Genomic DNA, 18490 nt, shown 5'->3' with positions numbered 1-18490 from the left:
ATCAATCGCAGAATTGCAAAACGTTGGCGCGGCTCTTTTCGCTCGGCGCGGTCTGGTCCTGTTGCAGCCAGAACTGGCATTTCGGATTCGACTGGTTGCGACTGCTGCCGCGAGCCTGATCCAGCCGTGCCTGCTGCTCGTTCTTGCGCAGGTTTTCTTCGTACTGCTCGAACAGCGGACTCTGTGGCGGAATGTCTGGTTGCACCTGGACCGCCGCTGGCGGCTTGGCCAGTTGCTGCACGGCCTGGGCAACCGGTGCCAGTTGCTCGGTCAACACGAACCGCGAAATCAGCCAGCAAGTCAGGGCAATGGCCAGAAAGCCCAGCCACATGCCCAGGGCAATGCTGCCGGTCAGTTGCAGCGCGCTAAGCTGAACGGGCAACGGGCGACGCGGATTGGGACGATAGGGCATGGCTGCCTCCTGGCGGATGGTTGCGGGCAAGTGGCGATTGTCGCACGAAGATTAATCGCCGTCGGCTCTTCTGCGCGAGGTCATTTATGCGGACAATCATCCCTTTTGCCAACGCGAGTCTTTGCATGCCGGTACCGAAAACCCGCTGGGATATTTTTTGCACCGTGGTCGACAACTATGGCGACATCGGCGTGACCTGGCGTCTGGCCCGGCAACTGGTGGCCGAACATGGACTGGCGGTGCGCTTGTGGGTCGATGACCTGCGCGCCTTCGAACGTATCTGCCCCGAGATCGACATCAACCTTGCGCAACAATCGCAGCGGGGTGTTGAGGTGCGGCACTGGCCGAGCGAATGGCCGCAAACGGAAGCCGCCGATGTGGTGATCGCCGCATTTGCCTGCCAGTTGCCACCGGCTTACATGGACGCCATGGCCGAGCGGCAACGGCCACCGCTGTGGATGAACCTCGATTACCTCAGCGCCGAAGACTGGGTCAGCGGTTGTCACGGTTTGCCGTCGGTGAAGTACAAGTCGGTGCAGAAATTCTTTTTCTTTCCCGGATTTCAGTCGGGGACGGGCGGCTTGCTACGTGAAAGCGGTCTGCTTGAGCGGCGTCGGCAATTTCAGCAGGATGCAGTTGCGCAGCGACAATTCCTGCAAGGCCTGGGCGTCGATCGAGCAGCGGACGCGCAACTGATCTCGTTGTTTGCCTACGAAAATGCCGGGCTGGCCAGTTGGCTGGATGTATTGGCGGCCGATAGCACGCCGACCCATCTGCTGGTGCCGGAGGGGCGGATTCTCGGTGATGTTGCGCGTTGGCTCGGGGTCGATGCATTGGCTGTCGGCGATCTGGATGTGCGTCAGGCGCTGACGGTGCAGGTGCTGCCGTTCGTCCGTCAGGATCAATACGATCAATTGCTTTGGTGCTGCCACTTCAACGCGGTGCGCGGTGAGGACTCGTTCGTCCGGGCGCAGTGGGCCGGGCGACCGATGCTCTGGCACATCTATCAGCAGGACGAAGACATCCACCTCGACAAGCTCGATGCGTTCCTTGCGTTGTATACGAAGGGGCTTTCGCCGACCGCAGCAGAGGCGATGAACGGTCTGTGGCGGGCCTGGAGTGCCGGACAACCGATCGCCGGGCACTGGCTGGAGGCCCGTAAACACTGGCCAGAACTGCAGGAAAACGCCGAGGCGTGGTGTCTGGAACAAGGCTTGCAGGCGGATCTTGCCACGGCGCTGGTACAGTTTTACCTAAATTGGATATGATACGCGGCCTAGATTTTTGTAAATCCCATCCAAATTCGGATATTCGCAATGAAAACTGGTAAAGAACTCAAACCCGGTACCGTGATCCGTATCGACAACGATCCTTGGCTGGTTCAGAAAGCTGAATTCACCAAGTCGGGCCGTAACAGCGCGATCATGAAGACCAAGCTGAAGAACCTGCTGACCGGTTACAAGACCGAAACCGTTTACGGTGCGGACGACAAGCTGGACGACGTGATCCTCGACCGTAAAGAAGCGACCCTGTCCTTCATCAGCGGCGACACCTACACGTTCATGGACACCACTGACTACACCATGTACGAATTGAACGCCGAAGACATCGAAAGCGTTCTGCCTTTCGTTGAAGAAGGCATGACCGACGTTTGCGAAGCCGTGTTCTTCGAAGAGCGTCTGGTTTCCGTAGAACTGCCGACCACCATCGTGCGTCAGGTTGACTACACCGAAGGTTCCGCTCGCGGTGACACTTCCGGCAAGGTGATGAAGCCTGCCAAACTGAAGAACGGTACCGAGCTGTCGGTTGCTGACTTCATCGAAATCGGCGACATGATCGAGATCGATACCCGCGAAGGCGGTTCCTACAAAGGCCGTGCCAAATAAGCACTGCTTTTCGCGGAAAGAAAAAGCCCGACCATTGAGTCGGGCTTTTTTGTGTGTGCAAGAAAGATCAAAAGATCGCAGCCTGCGGCAGCTCCTACAGACATCAGTGTAGGAGCTGCCGCAGGCTGCGATCTTTTGCTTGAGTTACACGGTGGTGTGCAGACGAACGTCAACGTTGCCGCGAGTGGCATTGGAGTACGGGCAGACCTGGTGCGCCGCTTCAACCAAACTCTGCGCATCCGCTTGCTCCAGGCCCGGCAGGCTGATGTGCAGGTCGATGTCCAGACCGAAACCGCCGGGAATCTGGCCGATGCCGACGTGCGCGGTGATCGAGGCGTCGTCGGGGATTTTGCGTTTGGTCTGGCTGGCGATGAATTTCAGCGCGCCGATGAAGCAGGCGGAGTAACCGGCAGCGAACAGTTGCTCAGGGTTGGTCGCTGCGCCGCCGGCACCGCCGAGTTCTTTCGGGGTAGCGAGTTTGACGTCGAGGATGTTGTCGCTGGAGATCGCACGACCGTCACGGCCGCCAGTGGAGGTTGCGATTGCGGTGTAGAGAGTTTGCATGGTGTGGGCCTCGTTGGATGTCTGTTTTTGCGCTAATTGTTTGCGCGCTAAGTAAGTGCGATATGAATGTAGCTCGCTAATGTTTAGTGCGCAAGATAAATTTGTAGAGAAAATCGGATCAGTAATGAAGAAGGGTGATATGGCTGGCTGGAAAGTCTGTTTTAGAGCGGCCGAAGACGTATCAAAGCCAAAAAAATAATTTTCACGGCATCAATATCTTCAGATCAGCAGGGGATCCTGGTGGGAGCGAGCCTGCTCGCGGAAGCGGTGTGCCAGTCAGCGGAGGTGTGGTGAAAGAACGCTTTCGCGAGCAGGCTCGCTCCCACAAGGGGAAGTCAGGTGGGCTCAGGTCAGGCTGTCTTGCAGATGGCTGCGCAGGGCTTGCAGCTCAGATTGAAGATCCTGCAGGCGTTCGAGGGTGAAACCACTGGCGCCCAAGATGCATTGCGGAACGCTTTTGGCCTGCTCACGAAGAGCCCGGCCCTGCGCGGTCAGTTCGACGATCACCACCCGTTCGTCTTCACGGCTGCGGGTTCTGCTGAGCAGACCTTCGCCTTCCAGCCGTTTGAGCAGCGGTGTCAGCGAGCCTGGATCGGTCAGCAAACGCGTGCTGATTTCGCCCACGGTCAAACCGTCCTTTTCCCACAGCACCATCATTGCCAGATACTGCGGGTAGGTCAGGCCCAGCGCTTGCAGCAGCGGTTTGTAGACCTTGGTCATCATCAGCGAAGTGGAATGCAGGGCGAAGCACGCCTGATTATCCAGCAGCAGGTCGTCGCAGGTGTCGCGTTCGGTGGTCATGGCAAAGCCTTGTTCTATGATGGGCTTGAATCTAGCGCCCGAATGTTTAATGCGCCAGATAATTATCCAGAATCTAGTGCCGGCCCAGCTCGCGTTGCAGCGCCAGATCCCACGGTGGCACCGGGCTGAAGCGGGTCTTCAGGTATTCCAGAAGCAGACGGCTGCGCGAGTGGGTCTGCTGTTCCATGCGCAGTGCATAAATGCCAGTGCTCTCTGGTTGCGGCAGGCCGTTCTCGCAGAATAGCGGCAGCAGTTCGCCGCGCAGCAGGTATTCGCTGGCCAGCCAGGTCGGCAAATGCGCGATGCCCAGCCCGGCCAGAGCACCGCACACCAGCGCCTCGGCATTGTTGGCGCTCATGCGGATGCGTGCGGGGCGATGCAGTTGCATTTGCCCGTCCAGTTCGAAGCGCCAGGCGAAGGGTGGGGCGAGGCCTTCCCAATCCAGCCCGTCATGTTCACTCAATTGCGCGGGATGGCGCGGTGCGCCACGGCGTTTCAGGTAGTCGGGGCTGGCGCAGGCAATGCGCACCATGCTCGCCAGCGGGGTGGCGACCAGGCGCGTATCGGCCATTTGCCCGGCGCGCAGCACCAGATCGACTTTGCCTAGGTTCGAGCCGTGCATATCGATGAAGCTGTCGATCAGGTGCAACTGCACGTCGAGGCCCGGGTACAGCACCAGAAAGTCGGCGATGACCGGCGCGAGATGGCGGCGACCAAAAGCGGCGGGGGCATCGATGCGGATCAAGCCTTCCGGCGCACTGCTCAACGACACCGCCTCGGCACGGGCCAGTTGCAGTTCGCTGACGATGCGTCGTGCTCGCTCGGCAAACGCCAGACCCGCCGGGGTCGCCCGCACGGCGTGGGTGCTGCGAATGAACAACTGGCTGCCGACCGCGCTTTCCAGGCTGTCGATGCGCCGCGCTACGGCGGAAGGCGTCAGCGGATGACGACGGGAAGCCGCAGAAAAACTGCCGCTCTCCAGGACATCGAGAAACAGCCCGAGCTGTTCGGTCAACTGATTGGGATTCATGAGTGCTTCGGTGCTTGTGCGAAATTGGCATAGCCATTGTGCGTTGCTGTGCGTTTCCCCGCCAGCCTCGACTGCGTAGGATGAATCGCCTGACGGATGAGGAAATCGTTGTGATCGAGTTTTTGTTGTACCTGCTGTTTGGCGCCGCCCTTGGCACATTGGGCGGAATCTTCGGCATCGGCGGTGGTTTGATCGCCATCCCGCTGCTGGGCGTGTGGTTTGGCCTCGATCAGCAGATCGCCCAAGGCACGGCGCTGGTGATGGTGGTGCCCAACGTGATGTTGGCGCTGTGGCGCTATCACCAGCGCAATCGCATCGAGCTGCGTCATGCGCTGCCGTTGGCGGTCATGGGTTTTTGCTTTGCGTGGATCGGTTCGATCTGGGCGGTGGGCATCGATGCGCAGACCATGCGTATCGGCTTTGTCGCGTTCCTTGTGGTGCTCTCGGCGTACAACCTGCTGAAGATGTTCGGCAAAAAAACCGTCGTGACCTCCGAGATGCGTTACTCATGGCCATGGCTCGGTGTTCTCGGCGCAGCGTCCGGGACCATGGGTGGTTTGTTCGGTGTCGGCGGGGCCGTGGTGGCAACGCCAGTGCTGACCAGCCTGTTCGGCACCAGCCAAGTGGTTGCCCAGGGCCTGTCGCTGGCGTTGGCATTGCCGAGCACCGGCGTGACCCTGGTGACGTACGCGGTGCATCACGAAGTGGACTGGATGATCGGCCTGCCGCTGGCCATCGGCGGTCTGGCCAGCATCAGTTGGGGGGTGAAAGTCGCCCACGCCATGCCTGAACGGCTCTTGCGCGGGCTGTTTTGCGGCTTTCTGGTGCTGTGCGCGGTGATGCTTGCGTTTAAAGTTTGAAGCCTTCGACGATGTGCTCGGCCAGGCATTCGGTGATCGGCGACGGATTGTTCAGGTTGCGGATCAGCATGATGCTGGCCTCGGGCAACAGCGGCAGATCTTCGGCGGCGCCAAGAATGCGCATGTCCGGGGTGATCAGGCTTTCCAGTTGCGCGGTGATCGCCAGACCCGCGCTCACCACCGCCATCAGCGCAGACAGGCTGGTGCTGTTATAGGCGATGCGGTAGTCGCGGCCCATCGCGTCCAGCGCATTGCACGCCCACAAACGGCAGAAACAATCACTGTTGAACATCGCCAGCGGCAACGGCGTCTGCTCGTGGGCGCTGAAATTCTGCGCCTCGGCCCAGACGAAACGCTCCTTGCGCAATAACTGGCCAATCTCGTTGCCCGGCTCGCGGGTGACGATCGACAGGTCCAGATCGGTGCGCTGCAACAGCTGTTTGCTGGACTCGCAATGCACTTCGATCTGGATCAGCGGGTAGAACTGAGCGAACCGCGACAGGATCCCCGGCAGAAACCGCATCACGTAATCGTCCGGCGTACCGATGCGCACGGTGCCGACCATGTGCGGCTCGCGCAGCGTGTTGAACACTTCGCTGTGCAATTTCAGGATACGCCGCGCATAACCCAGCAGCACCTGGCCCTCGGCGGTCAGGCGCACCTGGCGGCCGTCACGCTCGAACAACTGTCGCTGCAGCACGTCTTCTTCGAGGCGCTTCATCTGCATGCTCACGGCCGATTGCGTGCGGTTGACCATCTCGCCGGCGCGGGTAAAACCGCCCTGATCGGCAATCGCAACGAAAGTGCGCAGGACATCGGTATCGATACTGGGGTAGGCCGACAATTGATGAATCTCCGTGATGAATGCCATCAGAAACATTCGTTGGATTGATCTTAGCGCCAGCGCGAGACTTGAGCCATCCACAAGGAGGGCAACACGATGAAAGGTCAAAGAGATTATGTAGACGACACAAAATTTTCCGGCCACGGCCATATCGTTTCCGACCTGCTGCACAAGTTTAGCCGCTGGTACGAACTGCACCGTGAGCGTGAGTTGCTTGCCAGCCTGAGCGACGAAGCGCTGAAAGACATCGGGGTCAGCCGTGCCGACGTCGAACACGAGGCCATTCGGCCGTTCTGGGACGATCCGATGCATAAATGATCAGGGCCTTACTACACAAACCACTTTCAGGTGAGGTAGGTTGCGAGCAGACAAGGAGATGTTCATGCCCGCGACTCTGGCCTTTTCCCTCAAACAGGCGCGACGTCTGGCGCTGGCTGCCCAAGGGTTCAACGGGCGCCAGCCGCCGACCGTCAAGGCGCCGCACCTCAACCGGCTGATCGAACGGCTGGGGCTGTTGCAGATCGACTCCGTCAACGCCGTGGTGCGCTCGCACTACTTGCCGCTGTTTTCTCGTCTCGGTTCCTATTCTTCCGATCTGCTCGACCAGGCTGCCTGGAGTTCGGGGCGTCGGCGCACGCTGTTCGAATACTGGGGCCATGAAGCGTCGTTGCTGCCGCTGACGATGTACCCGCTGATGGGTTGGCGCATGCAACGGGCCAGAACTGGCAGAGACATTTATCAGCAACTGGCGAAGTTTGGTCTTGAGCAGCAGGACGTTGTGCGCCGGGTTTTAAGTGCGGTTGAGGCGCGCGGTGCATTGGGCGCCGGCAGTCTGTCGACCCGCGAGGACAAGGCCGGGCAATGGTGGGACTGGAGCGCGGAAAAGCATGCGCTGGAATGGTTGTTCGCCGCCGGTGAAGTGACCGTGGCCGGTCGCCGCGGTTTTGAGCGTTTGTATGATTTGCCGGAGCGGGTCATCCCAAAGCAGATCCTTCAGCGACCGATGCCGGATGAAGCCGACGCCCAGCGTGGTCTGCTGCTGCACGCGGCCCAGGCATTGGGCGTCGGCACGGAAAAGGATCTGCGCGATTATTTCCGCTTGAACCCTGGCGATGCGCGCCCGCGTCTGGCGGAGCTGGTCGAGGACGGGCAGTTGCAGACCTGCGAAGTCGCCGGCTGGCGACAGATCGCCTACTGCCTGCCGCAGCCGAAAGTCCCGCGTAAAGTTGTCGCCAGTGCTTTGTTGTCACCGTTCGATTCGCTGATCTGGGAGCGCAGTCGTACCGAGCGGCTGTTCGATTTCCGCTATCGGCTGGAGATCTATACGCCGCAGGACAAGCGGGTTTATGGCTATTACGTGCTGCCGTTCCTGCACAACGAGCGGATTGCCGCGCGGGTCGATCTGCGTGCCGAGCGGGCGGCGGGGCGTCTGGCGGTGCATGCGGTGCACGAGGAAGAGCCGGGGCTGGATGATCAGGGGATGTTGGCGCTGGCGTTGAATTTGCGGCAGATGGCCGATTGGCTGGGGCTTGAGCGAGTGCAGCTTAATTGTCAGCGTGAGAGTGCGGGGCGGTTGCGGGTGGCAATGTCTGCAATTGTCTGTGACTGAACTGGCCTTATCGCCAGCAGGCTGGCTCCCACAAAGATCTTTGGGTGATCTTGACCCCTGTAGGAGCTGCCGAAGGCTGCGATCTTTTGATTTTGTTTTTTAGGATCAAGATCAAAAGATCGCAGCCTTCGGCAGCTCCTACAGGCGATGGGCGCGGGCGGTCTAGCGGCGGACTTGTTTCAGGGTTTCCGCAATCAAAAACGCCAGTTCCAGCGACTGGTCGGCATTCATCCGCGGATCACAGTGGGTGTGGTAGCGGTCCGACAGTCCGTCTTCAGTGATCGGCCGCGCGCCACCGATGCACTCGGTGACGTTCTGCCCGGTCATCTCGATGTGAATCCCGCCGGCATAAGTGCCCTCGGCTTCGTGCACCTGGAAAAACTGCTTCACTTCGCCAAGGATCTGCGCGAAGTCGCGGGTCTTGTAGCCGCTGCTGGCCTTGATGGTGTTGCCGTGCATCGGGTCGGAGCTCCACAGCACCTGCTTGCCCTCACGCTGCACCGCGCGGATCAGTGCCGGCAGGTGATCGCCGACCTTGTTTGCACCCATCCGCGCAATCAGATTCAGGCGTCCCGGATCGTTGTCCGGGTTGAGCACGTCGATCAGGCGGATCAGATCATCCGGATTCATGCTCGGGCCGACTTTCACCCCGATCGGGTTGTTCACCCCGCGCAGGAATTCGACGTGGGCGCCGTCGAGCTGACGGGTGCGGTCGCCGATCCACAACATGTGCGCCGAGCAATCGTAGTAATCGTTGGTCAGGCTGTCGCGACGCACGAAGGCTTCTTCGTAATTCAGCAGCAGCGCTTCGTGGGCGGTGAAGAAACTGGTTTCGCGCAGTTGCGGCGAACTGTCCATGCCGCAGGCGCGCATGAACGCCAGGGTCTCATCGATGCGGTCGGCGAGGTGGCTGTATTTTTCGGCCAGCGCTGAGTTGGCGATGAAGTCCAGGTTCCACTTGTGCACCTGATGCAGGTCGGCAAAACCGCCCTGGGCGAAGGCGCGCAACAGGTTCAGGGTGGCGGTGGACTGGTGATACGACTGCAGCAGGCGCTCCGGATCCGGCACGCGGCTCTTTTCGTCGAAACCGATGCCGTTGACGATGTCGCCACGGTAGGCGGGCAGGGTCACACCGTCGAGGGTTTCATCGTTGGCCGAGCGCGGCTTGGCGAACTGGCCGGCCATGCGCCCGACCTTGACCACCGGGCAACCGGCGGCGAAGGTCATGACGATCGCCATTTGCAGCAATACTTTGAACGTGTCGCGAATCTTCGCCGCCGAGAACTCGGCAAAGCTTTCCGCGCAATCGCCGCCCTGCAGCAGGAACGCCCGGCCCTGAGTCACTTCGGCAAACTGACGGCGCAGCTCGCGTGCTTCGCCGGCAAACACCAGCGGCGGATAGCTGGCCAGGGTCTGCTCGACCTGGCGCAGATGCGCCGCGTCAGGGTATTGGGGTTGTTGCTGGATCGGCAGGGCGCGCCAGCTGTCAGGGCTCCAGGGTTGGCTCATCACGGTCTCTAATTGGTTCTACGCACGGGAAGCCCATGGTACCAGCAATTAGTGCGTGACCTGCTCCCGCCCCATCACCGACAATCGCCGCTTTGCCACGGCGCCGAAGCGGTGCCATCGCGTCACCGCGCCCGGTGACCATCAGGAGACGAAATGACTGAGGAGCGCGTCGAGCTGTTGCTCGCCGAGGTACAGGATGAGTTCGGCGTGATTCGCGTGCTGGAAGTGGCCGATTACCGCTTTCTGGAATTCGGCGATGCCATCGAGCAGAGCTGCGTGTTCACCGCCGATCCGAGCTGGCTCGAATACGACTACACCCGGGCGATGCTGATTGGCGCGTTGTGCCATGAGCAACCGGAGAGCGCGCTGTTTCTCGGCCTCGGTGCCGGCACGCTGACGCAGGCCTGTCTCAAGTTCCTGCCGCTGGAAGACGTCGAAGCCATCGAACTGCGCCCGGACGTGCCACGTCTGGCCATCGAGTATCTGGGGCTGGATGACGATCCGCGCTTGTACATTCGTGTCGGCGATGCGCTGGAGTTGCTGCCCACGGCCGAGCCTGCGGATCTGATCTTTGTCGACCTCTACACCGACGTGGGACCGGGTGTCGGGCATCTGGCCTGGAGTTTTCTCGGCGACTGTCAGAAGCGTCTGAGTCCGGGTGGCTGGCTGGTGATCAATCAGTGGGCCACCGATGACGGCAAGCCGTTGGGTGCAGCATTGCTGCGCGGGCTCTATCACCGGCATTACTGGGAGCTGCCGGTGAAGGAGGGCAATGTGATTCTGATTGTGCCGGCGGATCTGGATCAGGAGCTGGACATGCAGGCCCTGACCGCCCGCGCCGAAGCGCTGGCGCCGCGGTTGGGGTATTCGTTGCAGTCGTTGATCAACAGTATTCGCCCGGCCACCTGAGTAGCGACGCGGTCAACTGTAGGAGCTGCCGAAGGCTGCGATCTTTTGACTTTGATTTTAAAACAAGATCAAAAGATCGCAGCCTTCGGCAGCTCCTACAGGGCGCAGTTCATCAGATTCCTTTGAAGACTCCAGGCCGCCGCTCAACCAGCGACCTGACGCCCTCCTTGGCATCCTCACTCCCCAGCAACTTCTTCACCAGCGCCGGCAATCCCTGCGCCGCCGCTGTCTCACCTTCATACCGCGCCTGTCGCGCCGACATCAGCGTCGCCTGCACCCCCAACGGTGCCTGTCGGGCAATCCGTTCGGCCAGTTCGATCGCCCGGGGCAACAGGTCTTCGCTGGCCATCACTTCCTGTACCAGGCCCAGGTGCAGCGCATCGTGTGCGTCGAACTCATCGCCGGTCAGCAGCCAGCGCATCGCATTGCCCCAACCGGCGATCTGCTGAAAACGTAAGGTCGCGCCACCAAAAGGAAAAATCCCACGCTGCACTTCCATTTGCGCGAAGCGGGTATTGCTCGCACACAGGTTGATGTCTGCGGCCAGCATCAACTCGATGCCGATGGTCAGGCAGTACCCTTGGGCAGCAACAATTACCGGTTTGCTCACTCGCGGTCCGACGAAAACACCCCACGGGTCGCAACCGCCGGTCGGAACCTGCCAGCCTTCGGCGAGGGCGGCGCTGGCGTTGAGCAGATCCAGACCGGCGGTAAAATGCTCGCCATGCCCGAACACCACGGCCACCCGCGCTTCGCTGTCGGCCTCGAACTCACCGTAGGCCAGGCTCAGCTCGTTGAGCAGATCGAGGTCGAACGCATTGCGTTTGGCGGCCCGGTCAAGGCCGATCAGGTGGACATGGCCACGACGTTCACGGCTGACGCGGCCGGGGCAGGGCTGATTCATGGGGGGATCCTCGGGCGGGAAGGGCGGGTGCAGCGACGGTATGCCGCACATCGGTGAATCGTTTAAGCGTCATCGCCCGCAAGGCCGGGCCTTTGAAAAATAGACCTTCGCACGATTATCCGCAAAACCCCGTTAAACAGCGCTGACACACGGATTCAGGCGATAAAAAAAGCTCCCTTTTTGGGCAAAATCCGGTATAGTGCGCGCCGGCCTTTAACCGGGCCGCGTTTAGGTAGCGCAATTTCCCGAAGTCAGCTTCGGCTGCACGTCCGCATTGCGGGCTCTTCCCGGACGATTCTTTTTTTCATTCATTCGTTTTCGCAAATCCCCGCCGACAAAGCTGCCAGGGCGACTCTTGAGTCTCAACACGGCATGCGCAGCTTTGGAGCATGGGTCTTTGCGGATGCACTTAGAGGCAGACCCATGACCCAGGAAACCGGCGGATTCGCCGCTTTTAATCTTAACCCGAATATTCTTGCAGCCGTCGCAGCGACCGGCTACGAAGAGCCTTCGGCGATTCAGCAGCAATCGATCCCGATCATCATGGCCGGCCAGGACATGATTGGCCAGGCGCAAACCGGTACCGGTAAAACCGCCGCGTTCGCACTGCCTATTCTGCACCGCATCGATCCTGCCAAGCGCGAACCGCAAGCCCTGATCCTGGCGCCAACCCGAGAGTTGGCGCTGCAAGTAGCAACCGCTTTTGAAACCTACGCCAAGCAAATGCCAGGCGTCACCGTTGTTGCCGTTTACGGCGGCGCACCGATGGGCCCGCAACTCAAGGCTATCCGTAATGGCGCACAGATTGTTGTCGCTACCCCGGGCCGTCTTTGTGACCACCTGCGTCGCGACGAGAAAGTGCTGTCGACCGTGAACCACCTGGTTCTCGACGAAGCTGACGAAATGTTGAAGCTGGGCTTCATGGATGACCTGGAAGTCATCTTCAAGGCTCTGCCAGCGACCCGTCAGACCGTTTTGTTCTCGGCGACCCTGCCGCAGTCGATCCGCGCCATTGCCGAACGCCATCTGCGCGATCCGCAACACGTCAAGATCCAGACCAAGACCCAGACCGTTACCGCGATCGAACAGGCTCACCTGTTGGTTCACGCTGACCAGAAGACTTCGGCCGTTCTGAGCTTGCTGGAAGTGGAAGACTTCGACGCGCTGATCATGTTCGTGCGCACCAAGCAGGCGACCCTGGATCTGGCCAGCGCCCTCGACGCCAAAGGCTACAAAGCCGCTGCGCTGAATGGTGACATCGCCCAGAACCAGCGTGAGCGCGTGATCGACTCGCTGAAAGATGGCCGCCTGGACATCGTTGTCGCGACCGACGTGGCTGCCCGTGGTCTGGACGTTCCGCGCATCACCCACGTGTTCAACGTGGACATGCCATACGACCCGGAATCCTACGTGCACCGTATCGGCCGTACCGGTCGTGCCGGTCGCGAAGGCCGTGCGCTGCTGCTGGTGACTCCACGTGAGCGCCGCATGCTGCAAGTGATCGAGCGTGTCACCGGTCAGAAGGTTGCCGAAGTGCGTCTGCCAGACGCTCAGGCTGTTCTCGATGCACGCATCAAGAAACTGACCAACAGCCTGTCGCCGCTGGTCGCTGATGCCGAATCGACTCACGGCGAACTGCTGGATCGCCTGACCGCTGACATCGGTTGCACCCCACGTGCCCTGGCTGCAGCTCTGCTGCGCAAGGCTACCAACGGTCAAGCGTTGAACCTGGCTGCGATCGAGAAGGAACGTCCACTGGTGCCGAACAACGCACCGCGTGGCGACCGTCCTGAGCGTTCCGGTGATCGTCCTGAGCGTGGTGACCGCGAGCGTCGCGCGCCAATGCCTCTGGGCGAAGGCCGTGCCCGTTGCCGCACCGCGCTGGGTGCGCGTGACGGTATCGCCGCCAAGAACCTGCTGGGCGCCATCCTCAACGAAGGCGGTCTGGCCCGTGAAGCGATCGGTCGCATCCAGGTGCGTGACAGCTTCAGCCTCGTCGAGCTGCCGGAAGATGGTCTGGACAAACTCCTGACCAAGCTGAAGGACACTCGCGTCGCTGGCAAGCAGCTGAAACTGCGTCGCTACCGCGAAGATTGATCCGCCCTTGGGCTGATTGATCGAACATGAAAAATCCCCGACTGGTTCGGGGATTTTTTTTGCCTGTCTTTCAAGATCAAAAGATCGCAGCCTGCGGCAGCTCCTACAGGGAGAACGCATTCTAAAATGTAGGAGCTGCCGCAGGCTGCGATCTTTGCTTTTGCTGTTGCATTTATCCGAAACGATAAATATCCATGCCTAATGCACCCATCGTGAATCCCCGGTGCGCCACACTGAACTCACCCCCGGCACCGCGGGCAAAATACAACGGCAACAAATGCTCATCACTCGGGTGGCTGCGCACGGCATTGGGTGCCTGCTGACGATAGTCGTGCAACGCTGCTTCGTCATTGGCGGCAAGCTTGTCGATCATCCAGTCGCGGAAATCCCTGGCCCATGGCTCGACGCTTTCCGGGCCGGCATGCCAGTCCAGCTCGCGCAGGTTGTGGGTGATGCTGCCGGAGCCGATCAGCAAAATGCCCTGATTGCGCAAACTCGCCAAGGCACGTCCGACACGGGTTTGCAGTGCCGGGCCGCCGCGGCTCGGCAGCGATACCTGCACCACCGGGATATCCGCCTGCGGGTACATCAGCGACAGGGGTACCCACACGCCGTGATCGAACGGTCGTTGCGGATCAAGGCGTGCCGACAGATCAGCAGCATTCAGCAGTTGGGCAACTTCGGCCGCCAGTTGCGGATCGCCCGGTGCGGGATATTGCACTTCAAACAGGGCGCGGGGAAAACCGCCGAAGTCGTGCCAGGTCTCCGGTTGCGGGTGGCTGCTGACCAGCAATTCCTGGCTTTCCCAATGCGCGGAAACGATGACGATGGCTTTGGGGCGGGGCAGCTCGGTCGCCAGACGCGCCAGTGCCGGGCCACTGGCACCGGGTTCCAGGGCCAGCATCGGTGAGCCGTGAGAGATAAACAGGCTGGGAAACATGGAAAGGTTCCTGAGCGGTAAGATGGCCTCATCTTCAGTCAGATCATTGATCTAAATCTAATATAAGTTTTAGCGCCTTTTGATCGAATTTTTTGGGGTGATGCATGCAGCCTGAGTTTTGGCACAAGAAGTGGGAATCCAATCAGATCGGCTTTCATCTGCCAGAGGTGAACCCGTATCTGCAGCGTCACTGGGCGGTACCGGCAACGGCGCGAGTGCTCGTGCCGTTGTGTGGGAAAAGTCTGGATTTGGCGTGGCTGGCCGCGCGCGGTCATCAGGTGCTCGGGATCGAACTGTCGGAAAAGGCTATCGAGGACTTTTTCAAGGAGCATCAAGTGCAGCCGCAGATCAGCCAGAAGGGTGCGTTCAAGGTCTATCGCGGTGACGCCATCGAGTTGTGGTGCGGCGACTTTTTTGCGCTGACGGCAGACGATGTAGCGGACTGTGCTGCGTTGTACGACCGGGCAGCGCTGATCGCCTTGCCACCAGCGATGCGTGAGCGCTATGCGGCGCATCTGCAGCAAATCCTGCCGCAAAGTGTGCAAGGGCTGTTGATTACCCTGGATTACGATCAGGCGCAGATGTCGGGACCACCGTTTGCGGTGAGCGATGATGAGGTGCAGCGCTTGATGGGTGATGTCTGGCAGGTGCGGATGCTGGAAGAGCAGGATGTGCTGGCGGAGAGTGTCAGGTTCCTGCAGGCGGGCGTGACGCGGTTGGAGGAGCGGGTTTACCGGGTTTCCTGGTGATACATTTTTGCTGACCGTGCCGGCCCCTTCGCGAGCAGGCTCGCTCCCACACTGAACCTGTATACAAGAATCCAATGTGGGAGCGAGCCTGCTCGCGAAGAGGTCATCAGCAACAACCATTATTCGCATGTACAAAAAAGGCCCGCATCACTGCGGGCCTTTTTCATGGTCACACCGGTCGAATCAACCGCGACGACGCAGCGCGTCGATACGCTCTTCCAGCGGCGGGTGGCTCATGAACATGCGGGCGAAGCCCTGCTTGATGCCGCCGTTGATGCCGAAGGCGTTCAGGGTGTCCGGCATGTGCACCGGCAGGCCCTGTTCGGCGCGCAGGCGTTGCAGGGCGCCGATCATCGCGTTGGTACCCGCCAGACGTGCGCCGGCTTCGTCGGCACGGAATTCGCGTTTGCGCGAGAACCACATGACGATGGCGCTGGCGAGGATGCCCAGAACCAGCTCGGCGAAGATCGTCGCCACGTAGTAGGCGATACCCTGGCCTTCTTCGTTCTTGAAGATCACCTTGTCGACGAAGTTGCCGATGATCCGCGCGAAGAACATCACGAAGGTGTTCACCACGCCCTGGATCAGCGCCAGGGTGACCATGTCACCGTTGGCCACGTGACCGATTTCGTGGGCCAGAACGGCTTTCACTTCATCTGGCGAAAAGCGTTCGAGCAAGCCCTGACTGACCGCGACCAGCGCGTCGTTCTTGTTCCAGCCGGTAGCAAAAGCGTTTGCTTCGTAGGCCGGGAAAATACCGACTTCGGGCATCTTGATCCCGGCTTCGCGGGACAGTTGCTCGACGGTTTGCAGCAGCCATTGCTCATGCCGGGTACGTGGCTGGCTGATGATCTGGGTGCTGGTGCTCATCTTCGCCATCCACTTGGAGATGAACAGCGAGAACAGCGAACCGGCGAAACCAAAGACCGCACAGAAAACCAGCAGCTGACTGAGATTGAGATCAACCCCGTTGGCCGCCATGAACCCGTTGAAGCCGAACAGGCTCAGGGTGATGCTGGCTATCAGCACGACCGCCAGGTTAGTGGCCAAAAACAGCAGGATGCGCATCATGGTTGTAGAAATCTCCTCAAGCTAAAGATGTAGCGTACTGCGGGGTATATAAGGTGCGGCACGGGGTGATTCAACTGAGTGACTATTTCAAACTGTGTCCTACAGCGGATTCCCTGGTCTGCAGGTCATTGCCCACCACTGAAACCGAAAGGGCTGACAGTCAGCCGCCACCCGCCGCCACTACGCCAGAGGCGTGTGGGCCATACGAACCGCAAGTGTAGAAGGCGCAGCGAGGCGGGGAGAGCAGAAGTGTTGCTGAATCAGACAGTGCGCAACGTTCGGCCGTTGCGCACCGTAGACCGGTTATTGGCGGTAGGACTTGAGGAAGTTGCCGATGCGGCCGATGGCCATCTCGAGATCGTCGACACGGGGCAGGGTCACCACGCGGAAGTGATCCGGCCACGGCCAGTTGAAGGCCGTACCTTGTACCACCAGCAGCTTCTCGGAGAGCAGCAGGTCGAGGACGAATTTTTCGTCGTTGTGGATCGGGCAGACCTTCGGATCGATCCTCGGGAACGCATACAGCGCGCCCATTGGCTTGACGCAGCTGACGCCCGGAATGTCGTTGAGCAATTCCCAGGTACGGTTGCGCTGCTCCAGCAGGCGACCCTGCGGCAGCACCAGGTCGTTGATGCTCTGATAACCGCCGAGGGCAGTCTGGATCGCATGCTGGCTGGGGACGTTGGCACACAGGCGCATGTTAGCCAGCATGTCGATGCCTTCGATATAGCTCTGGGCATTGTGTTTCGGCCCGGAGATGGCGATCCAGCCGGAGCGGAAACCCGCTACGCGATAGGATTTCGACAGACCGTTGAAGGTCAGGCACAGCAGGTCCGGCGCCAGCGAAGCGGTGCAGATGTGCACGGCGTCGTCGTAGAGGATCTTGTCGTAGATCTCGTCGGAGAACACCACCAGGTTGTGCGCGCGGGCGATTTCCAGCATGCCCAGCAACACTTCCTTCGAATACACCGCGCCAGTCGGGTTGTTCGGGTTGATGATCACCATGGCCTTGGTGTTCGGGGTGATTTTGGCCTTGATGTCGGCCAGATCAGGGAACCAGTCGGCACCCTCGTCACACAGGTAGTGCACGGCGTTACCACCGGCCAGGCTCACGGCAGCGGTCCATAGCGGATAGTCCGGGGCCGGTACCAGCACTTCGTCGCCGTTGTTGAGCAGCGCCTGCAGCGACATCACGATCAGCTCGGACACGCCGTTGCCCAGATAGATGTCTTCGATGCCGACACCTTCGACATTTTTTTGCTGGTAGTACTGCATCACCGCTTTACGGGCGCTGAACAGGCCTTTGGAGTCGCTGTAGCCCTGGGCCGTCGGCAGGTTGCGGATCACATCCTGGAGAATTTCGTCCGGCGCTTCGAAACCAAACGGTGCCGGGTTGCCGATGTTCAGCTTGAGGATGCGCTGGCCTTCCTCCTCCAGACGTTTGGCGTGCTTGAGCACCGGGCCGCGAATGTCGTAGCAGACGTTGGCGAGCTTGTTCGATTTGCTGAACTGCATGGCGATGTGATCCCGAAAATGAACGATCCAGACGGCGGATGGCCAACCGTACTGGGATTCCTGCGTCTTCGCACAGGCGGAGTCTTGCGCCGTGGCGCCGAGAATCCGTTTGAATGCGCCCGGTCTGGCTGCCAGACTGGCGTGTGACGAGGCGCAATCATACGTGCCACCCGATCCGTGGAAAAGGTACAGATCGGGCTTTTTCAGCCGCAGAGGTGTGATGATGGAAAAGTTGCAAAAAACCTTGGAAGAATGGCGGGCGATGCTCGACCCCGAGCAGTACAACGTATGTCGCCTGAGCGCCACCGAGCGACCGTTCTCTGGCAAATACAACGACACCAAAACCGACGGTGTCTATCACTGCGTCTGCTGCAATGAGCCGCTGTTCGACTCCAAAACCAAATTCGATTCCGGCTGCGGCTGGCCGAGCTTCTACGCGCCGATCGGGGAAAGCGCCATGACCGAAATCCGCGATACCAGCCACGGCATGATCCGCACCGAGGTCAAATGCGCCCGCTGCGACGCGCATCTGGGGCACGTGTTCCCCGATGGTCCGCCACCGACCGGCCTGCGGTACTGCATCAACTCGGTGTGCCTGGATCTTGAGCCGCGCGAGTGAACTGCTCGCTCGACCGGTGCGCTTGATCCACCCTGTAGGAGCTGCCGAAGGCTGCGATCTCTTGATTCTTGAAGATCAAAAGATCGTCCGAACGCGGCCCGAACCTTCGGCAGCTCCTACGGGGTTATGTGCAATTAATTAAATTGCACGCAATTTAATTGCTCGCTATGT

Annotated in this window: 19 protein-coding genes; 9 read left to right on the top strand and 10 right to left on the bottom strand. The window is 60.1% G+C overall.

Going from position 1 to position 18490, the window contains the following annotated elements:
• Position 1: 1 nt before the first annotated feature.
• Complete coding sequence (locus LOY52_RS18565) at positions 2 to 412, bottom strand: hypothetical protein (protein ID WP_041069540.1); 411 nt, start codon at positions 410 to 412, stop codon at positions 2 to 4.
• A 125-nt stretch (positions 413 to 537) separates the two neighbouring features.
• On the opposite strand from LOY52_RS18565, the gene earP reads away from it, so the two are divergent.
• A complete protein-coding gene (gene earP, locus LOY52_RS18560) occupies positions 538 to 1680 on the top strand; it encodes an elongation factor P maturation arginine rhamnosyltransferase EarP (RefSeq protein ID WP_258675547.1) in 1143 nt (380 codons plus the stop codon).
• A gap of 48 nt (positions 1681 to 1728) precedes the next feature.
• Complete coding sequence (locus LOY52_RS18555; protein ID WP_003226785.1) at positions 1729 to 2298, top strand: elongation factor P; 570 nt, start codon at positions 1729 to 1731, stop codon at positions 2296 to 2298.
• Positions 2299 to 2442: 144 nt separating this feature from the next.
• Here the strand turns inward: LOY52_RS18555 and LOY52_RS18550 are convergent, their stop codons facing one another.
• The 3 genes from LOY52_RS18550 to LOY52_RS18540 form a co-directional block, all read right to left on the bottom strand.
• Positions 2443 to 2862, bottom strand: coding sequence for an organic hydroperoxide resistance protein (locus LOY52_RS18550; RefSeq protein ID WP_258675546.1), 420 nt, complete (start codon positions 2860 to 2862; stop codon positions 2443 to 2445).
• A 345-nt stretch (positions 2863 to 3207) separates the two neighbouring features.
• The gene (locus LOY52_RS18545) at positions 3208 to 3663 is read right to left on the bottom strand and encodes a MarR family winged helix-turn-helix transcriptional regulator (protein ID WP_258675545.1); all 456 of its coding nucleotides are present in this window, start codon (positions 3661 to 3663) and stop codon (positions 3208 to 3210) included.
• Positions 3664 to 3736: 73 nt separating this feature from the next.
• A complete protein-coding gene (locus tag LOY52_RS18540; RefSeq protein WP_096794959.1) occupies positions 3737 to 4693 on the bottom strand; it encodes a LysR family transcriptional regulator in 957 nt (318 codons plus the stop codon).
• Positions 4694 to 4803: 110 nt separating this feature from the next.
• Between LOY52_RS18540 and LOY52_RS18535 the strand changes: the two genes are divergently transcribed.
• Positions 4804 to 5553 carry a sulfite exporter TauE/SafE family protein gene (locus LOY52_RS18535; RefSeq protein ID WP_178085247.1) on the top strand — a complete coding sequence of 250 codons (750 nt, stop codon included), beginning with the start codon at positions 4804 to 4806 and terminating at the stop codon, positions 5551 to 5553.
• Here the strand turns inward: LOY52_RS18535 and LOY52_RS18530 are convergent.
• Positions 5543 to 6397: a LysR substrate-binding domain-containing protein gene (locus tag LOY52_RS18530; RefSeq protein ID WP_025113145.1), complete on the bottom strand. Its 855-nt coding sequence runs from the start codon at positions 6395 to 6397 to the stop codon at positions 5543 to 5545. The genes LOY52_RS18535 and LOY52_RS18530 overlap by 11 nt on opposite strands.
• A gap of 96 nt (positions 6398 to 6493) precedes the next feature.
• Here LOY52_RS18530 and LOY52_RS18525 point away from each other — a divergent pair, with 96 nt between their 5' ends.
• Positions 6494 to 6715, top strand: coding sequence for a DUF1127 domain-containing protein (locus LOY52_RS18525; protein ID WP_258675544.1), 222 nt, complete (start codon positions 6494 to 6496; stop codon positions 6713 to 6715).
• A 64-nt stretch (positions 6716 to 6779) separates the two neighbouring features.
• Positions 6780 to 8006, top strand: coding sequence for a winged helix-turn-helix domain-containing protein (locus tag LOY52_RS18520; protein ID WP_258675543.1), 1227 nt, complete (start codon positions 6780 to 6782; stop codon positions 8004 to 8006).
• A gap of 162 nt (positions 8007 to 8168) precedes the next feature.
• Here LOY52_RS18520 and LOY52_RS18515 read toward each other — a convergent pair whose 3' ends face one another.
• Complete coding sequence (locus LOY52_RS18515; protein WP_041069567.1) at positions 8169 to 9515, bottom strand: class II 3-deoxy-7-phosphoheptulonate synthase; 1347 nt, start codon at positions 9513 to 9515, stop codon at positions 8169 to 8171.
• A gap of 153 nt (positions 9516 to 9668) precedes the next feature.
• On the opposite strand from LOY52_RS18515, the gene LOY52_RS18510 reads away from it, so the two are divergent.
• A complete protein-coding gene (locus LOY52_RS18510) occupies positions 9669 to 10424 on the top strand; it encodes a spermidine synthase (protein WP_258675542.1) in 756 nt (251 codons plus the stop codon).
• A gap of 112 nt (positions 10425 to 10536) precedes the next feature.
• Here the strand turns inward: LOY52_RS18510 and LOY52_RS18505 are convergent, their stop codons facing one another.
• Positions 10537 to 11328, bottom strand: coding sequence for a crotonase/enoyl-CoA hydratase family protein (locus LOY52_RS18505; RefSeq protein WP_258675541.1), 792 nt, complete (start codon positions 11326 to 11328; stop codon positions 10537 to 10539).
• A gap of 423 nt (positions 11329 to 11751) precedes the next feature.
• On the opposite strand from LOY52_RS18505, the gene LOY52_RS18500 reads away from it, so the two are divergent.
• The gene (locus tag LOY52_RS18500) at positions 11752 to 13425 is read left to right on the top strand and encodes a DEAD/DEAH box helicase (RefSeq protein ID WP_047599851.1); all 1674 of its coding nucleotides are present in this window, start codon (positions 11752 to 11754) and stop codon (positions 13423 to 13425) included.
• A 172-nt stretch (positions 13426 to 13597) separates the two neighbouring features.
• Here LOY52_RS18500 and LOY52_RS18495 read toward each other — a convergent pair whose 3' ends face one another.
• Positions 13598 to 14365, bottom strand: coding sequence for a class III extradiol ring-cleavage dioxygenase (locus LOY52_RS18495; protein ID WP_258675540.1), 768 nt, complete (start codon positions 14363 to 14365; stop codon positions 13598 to 13600).
• Between the two features lie 104 nt (positions 14366 to 14469).
• Between LOY52_RS18495 and LOY52_RS18490 the strand changes: the two genes are divergently transcribed.
• Positions 14470 to 15114, top strand: coding sequence for a thiopurine S-methyltransferase (locus tag LOY52_RS18490; RefSeq protein ID WP_258675539.1), 645 nt, complete (start codon positions 14470 to 14472; stop codon positions 15112 to 15114).
• 183 nt (positions 15115 to 15297) lie between these two features.
• Here LOY52_RS18490 and htpX read toward each other — a convergent pair whose 3' ends face one another.
• Positions 15298 to 16185 (bottom strand): protease HtpX, encoded by an 888-nt coding sequence (gene htpX, locus LOY52_RS18485; RefSeq protein WP_007964827.1) that lies wholly within the window; start codon positions 16183 to 16185, stop codon positions 15298 to 15300.
• Between the two features lie 303 nt (positions 16186 to 16488).
• The gene (locus tag LOY52_RS18480) at positions 16489 to 17700 is read right to left on the bottom strand and encodes a pyridoxal phosphate-dependent aminotransferase (protein ID WP_003226761.1); all 1212 of its coding nucleotides are present in this window, start codon (positions 17698 to 17700) and stop codon (positions 16489 to 16491) included.
• Positions 17701 to 17923: 223 nt separating this feature from the next.
• On the opposite strand from LOY52_RS18480, the gene msrB reads away from it, so the two are divergent.
• Positions 17924 to 18319, top strand: coding sequence for a peptide-methionine (R)-S-oxide reductase MsrB (gene msrB, locus LOY52_RS18475; protein WP_258675538.1), 396 nt, complete (start codon positions 17924 to 17926; stop codon positions 18317 to 18319).
• Positions 18320 to 18490: the final 171 nt, after the last annotated feature.

The organism is Pseudomonas sp. B21-051 (genome assembly GCF_024748795.1).
Lineage (GTDB): Bacteria > Pseudomonadota > Gammaproteobacteria > Pseudomonadales > Pseudomonadaceae > Aquipseudomonas > Aquipseudomonas putida_A.
This window is presented reverse-complemented; position numbering and strand designations above follow the sequence as displayed.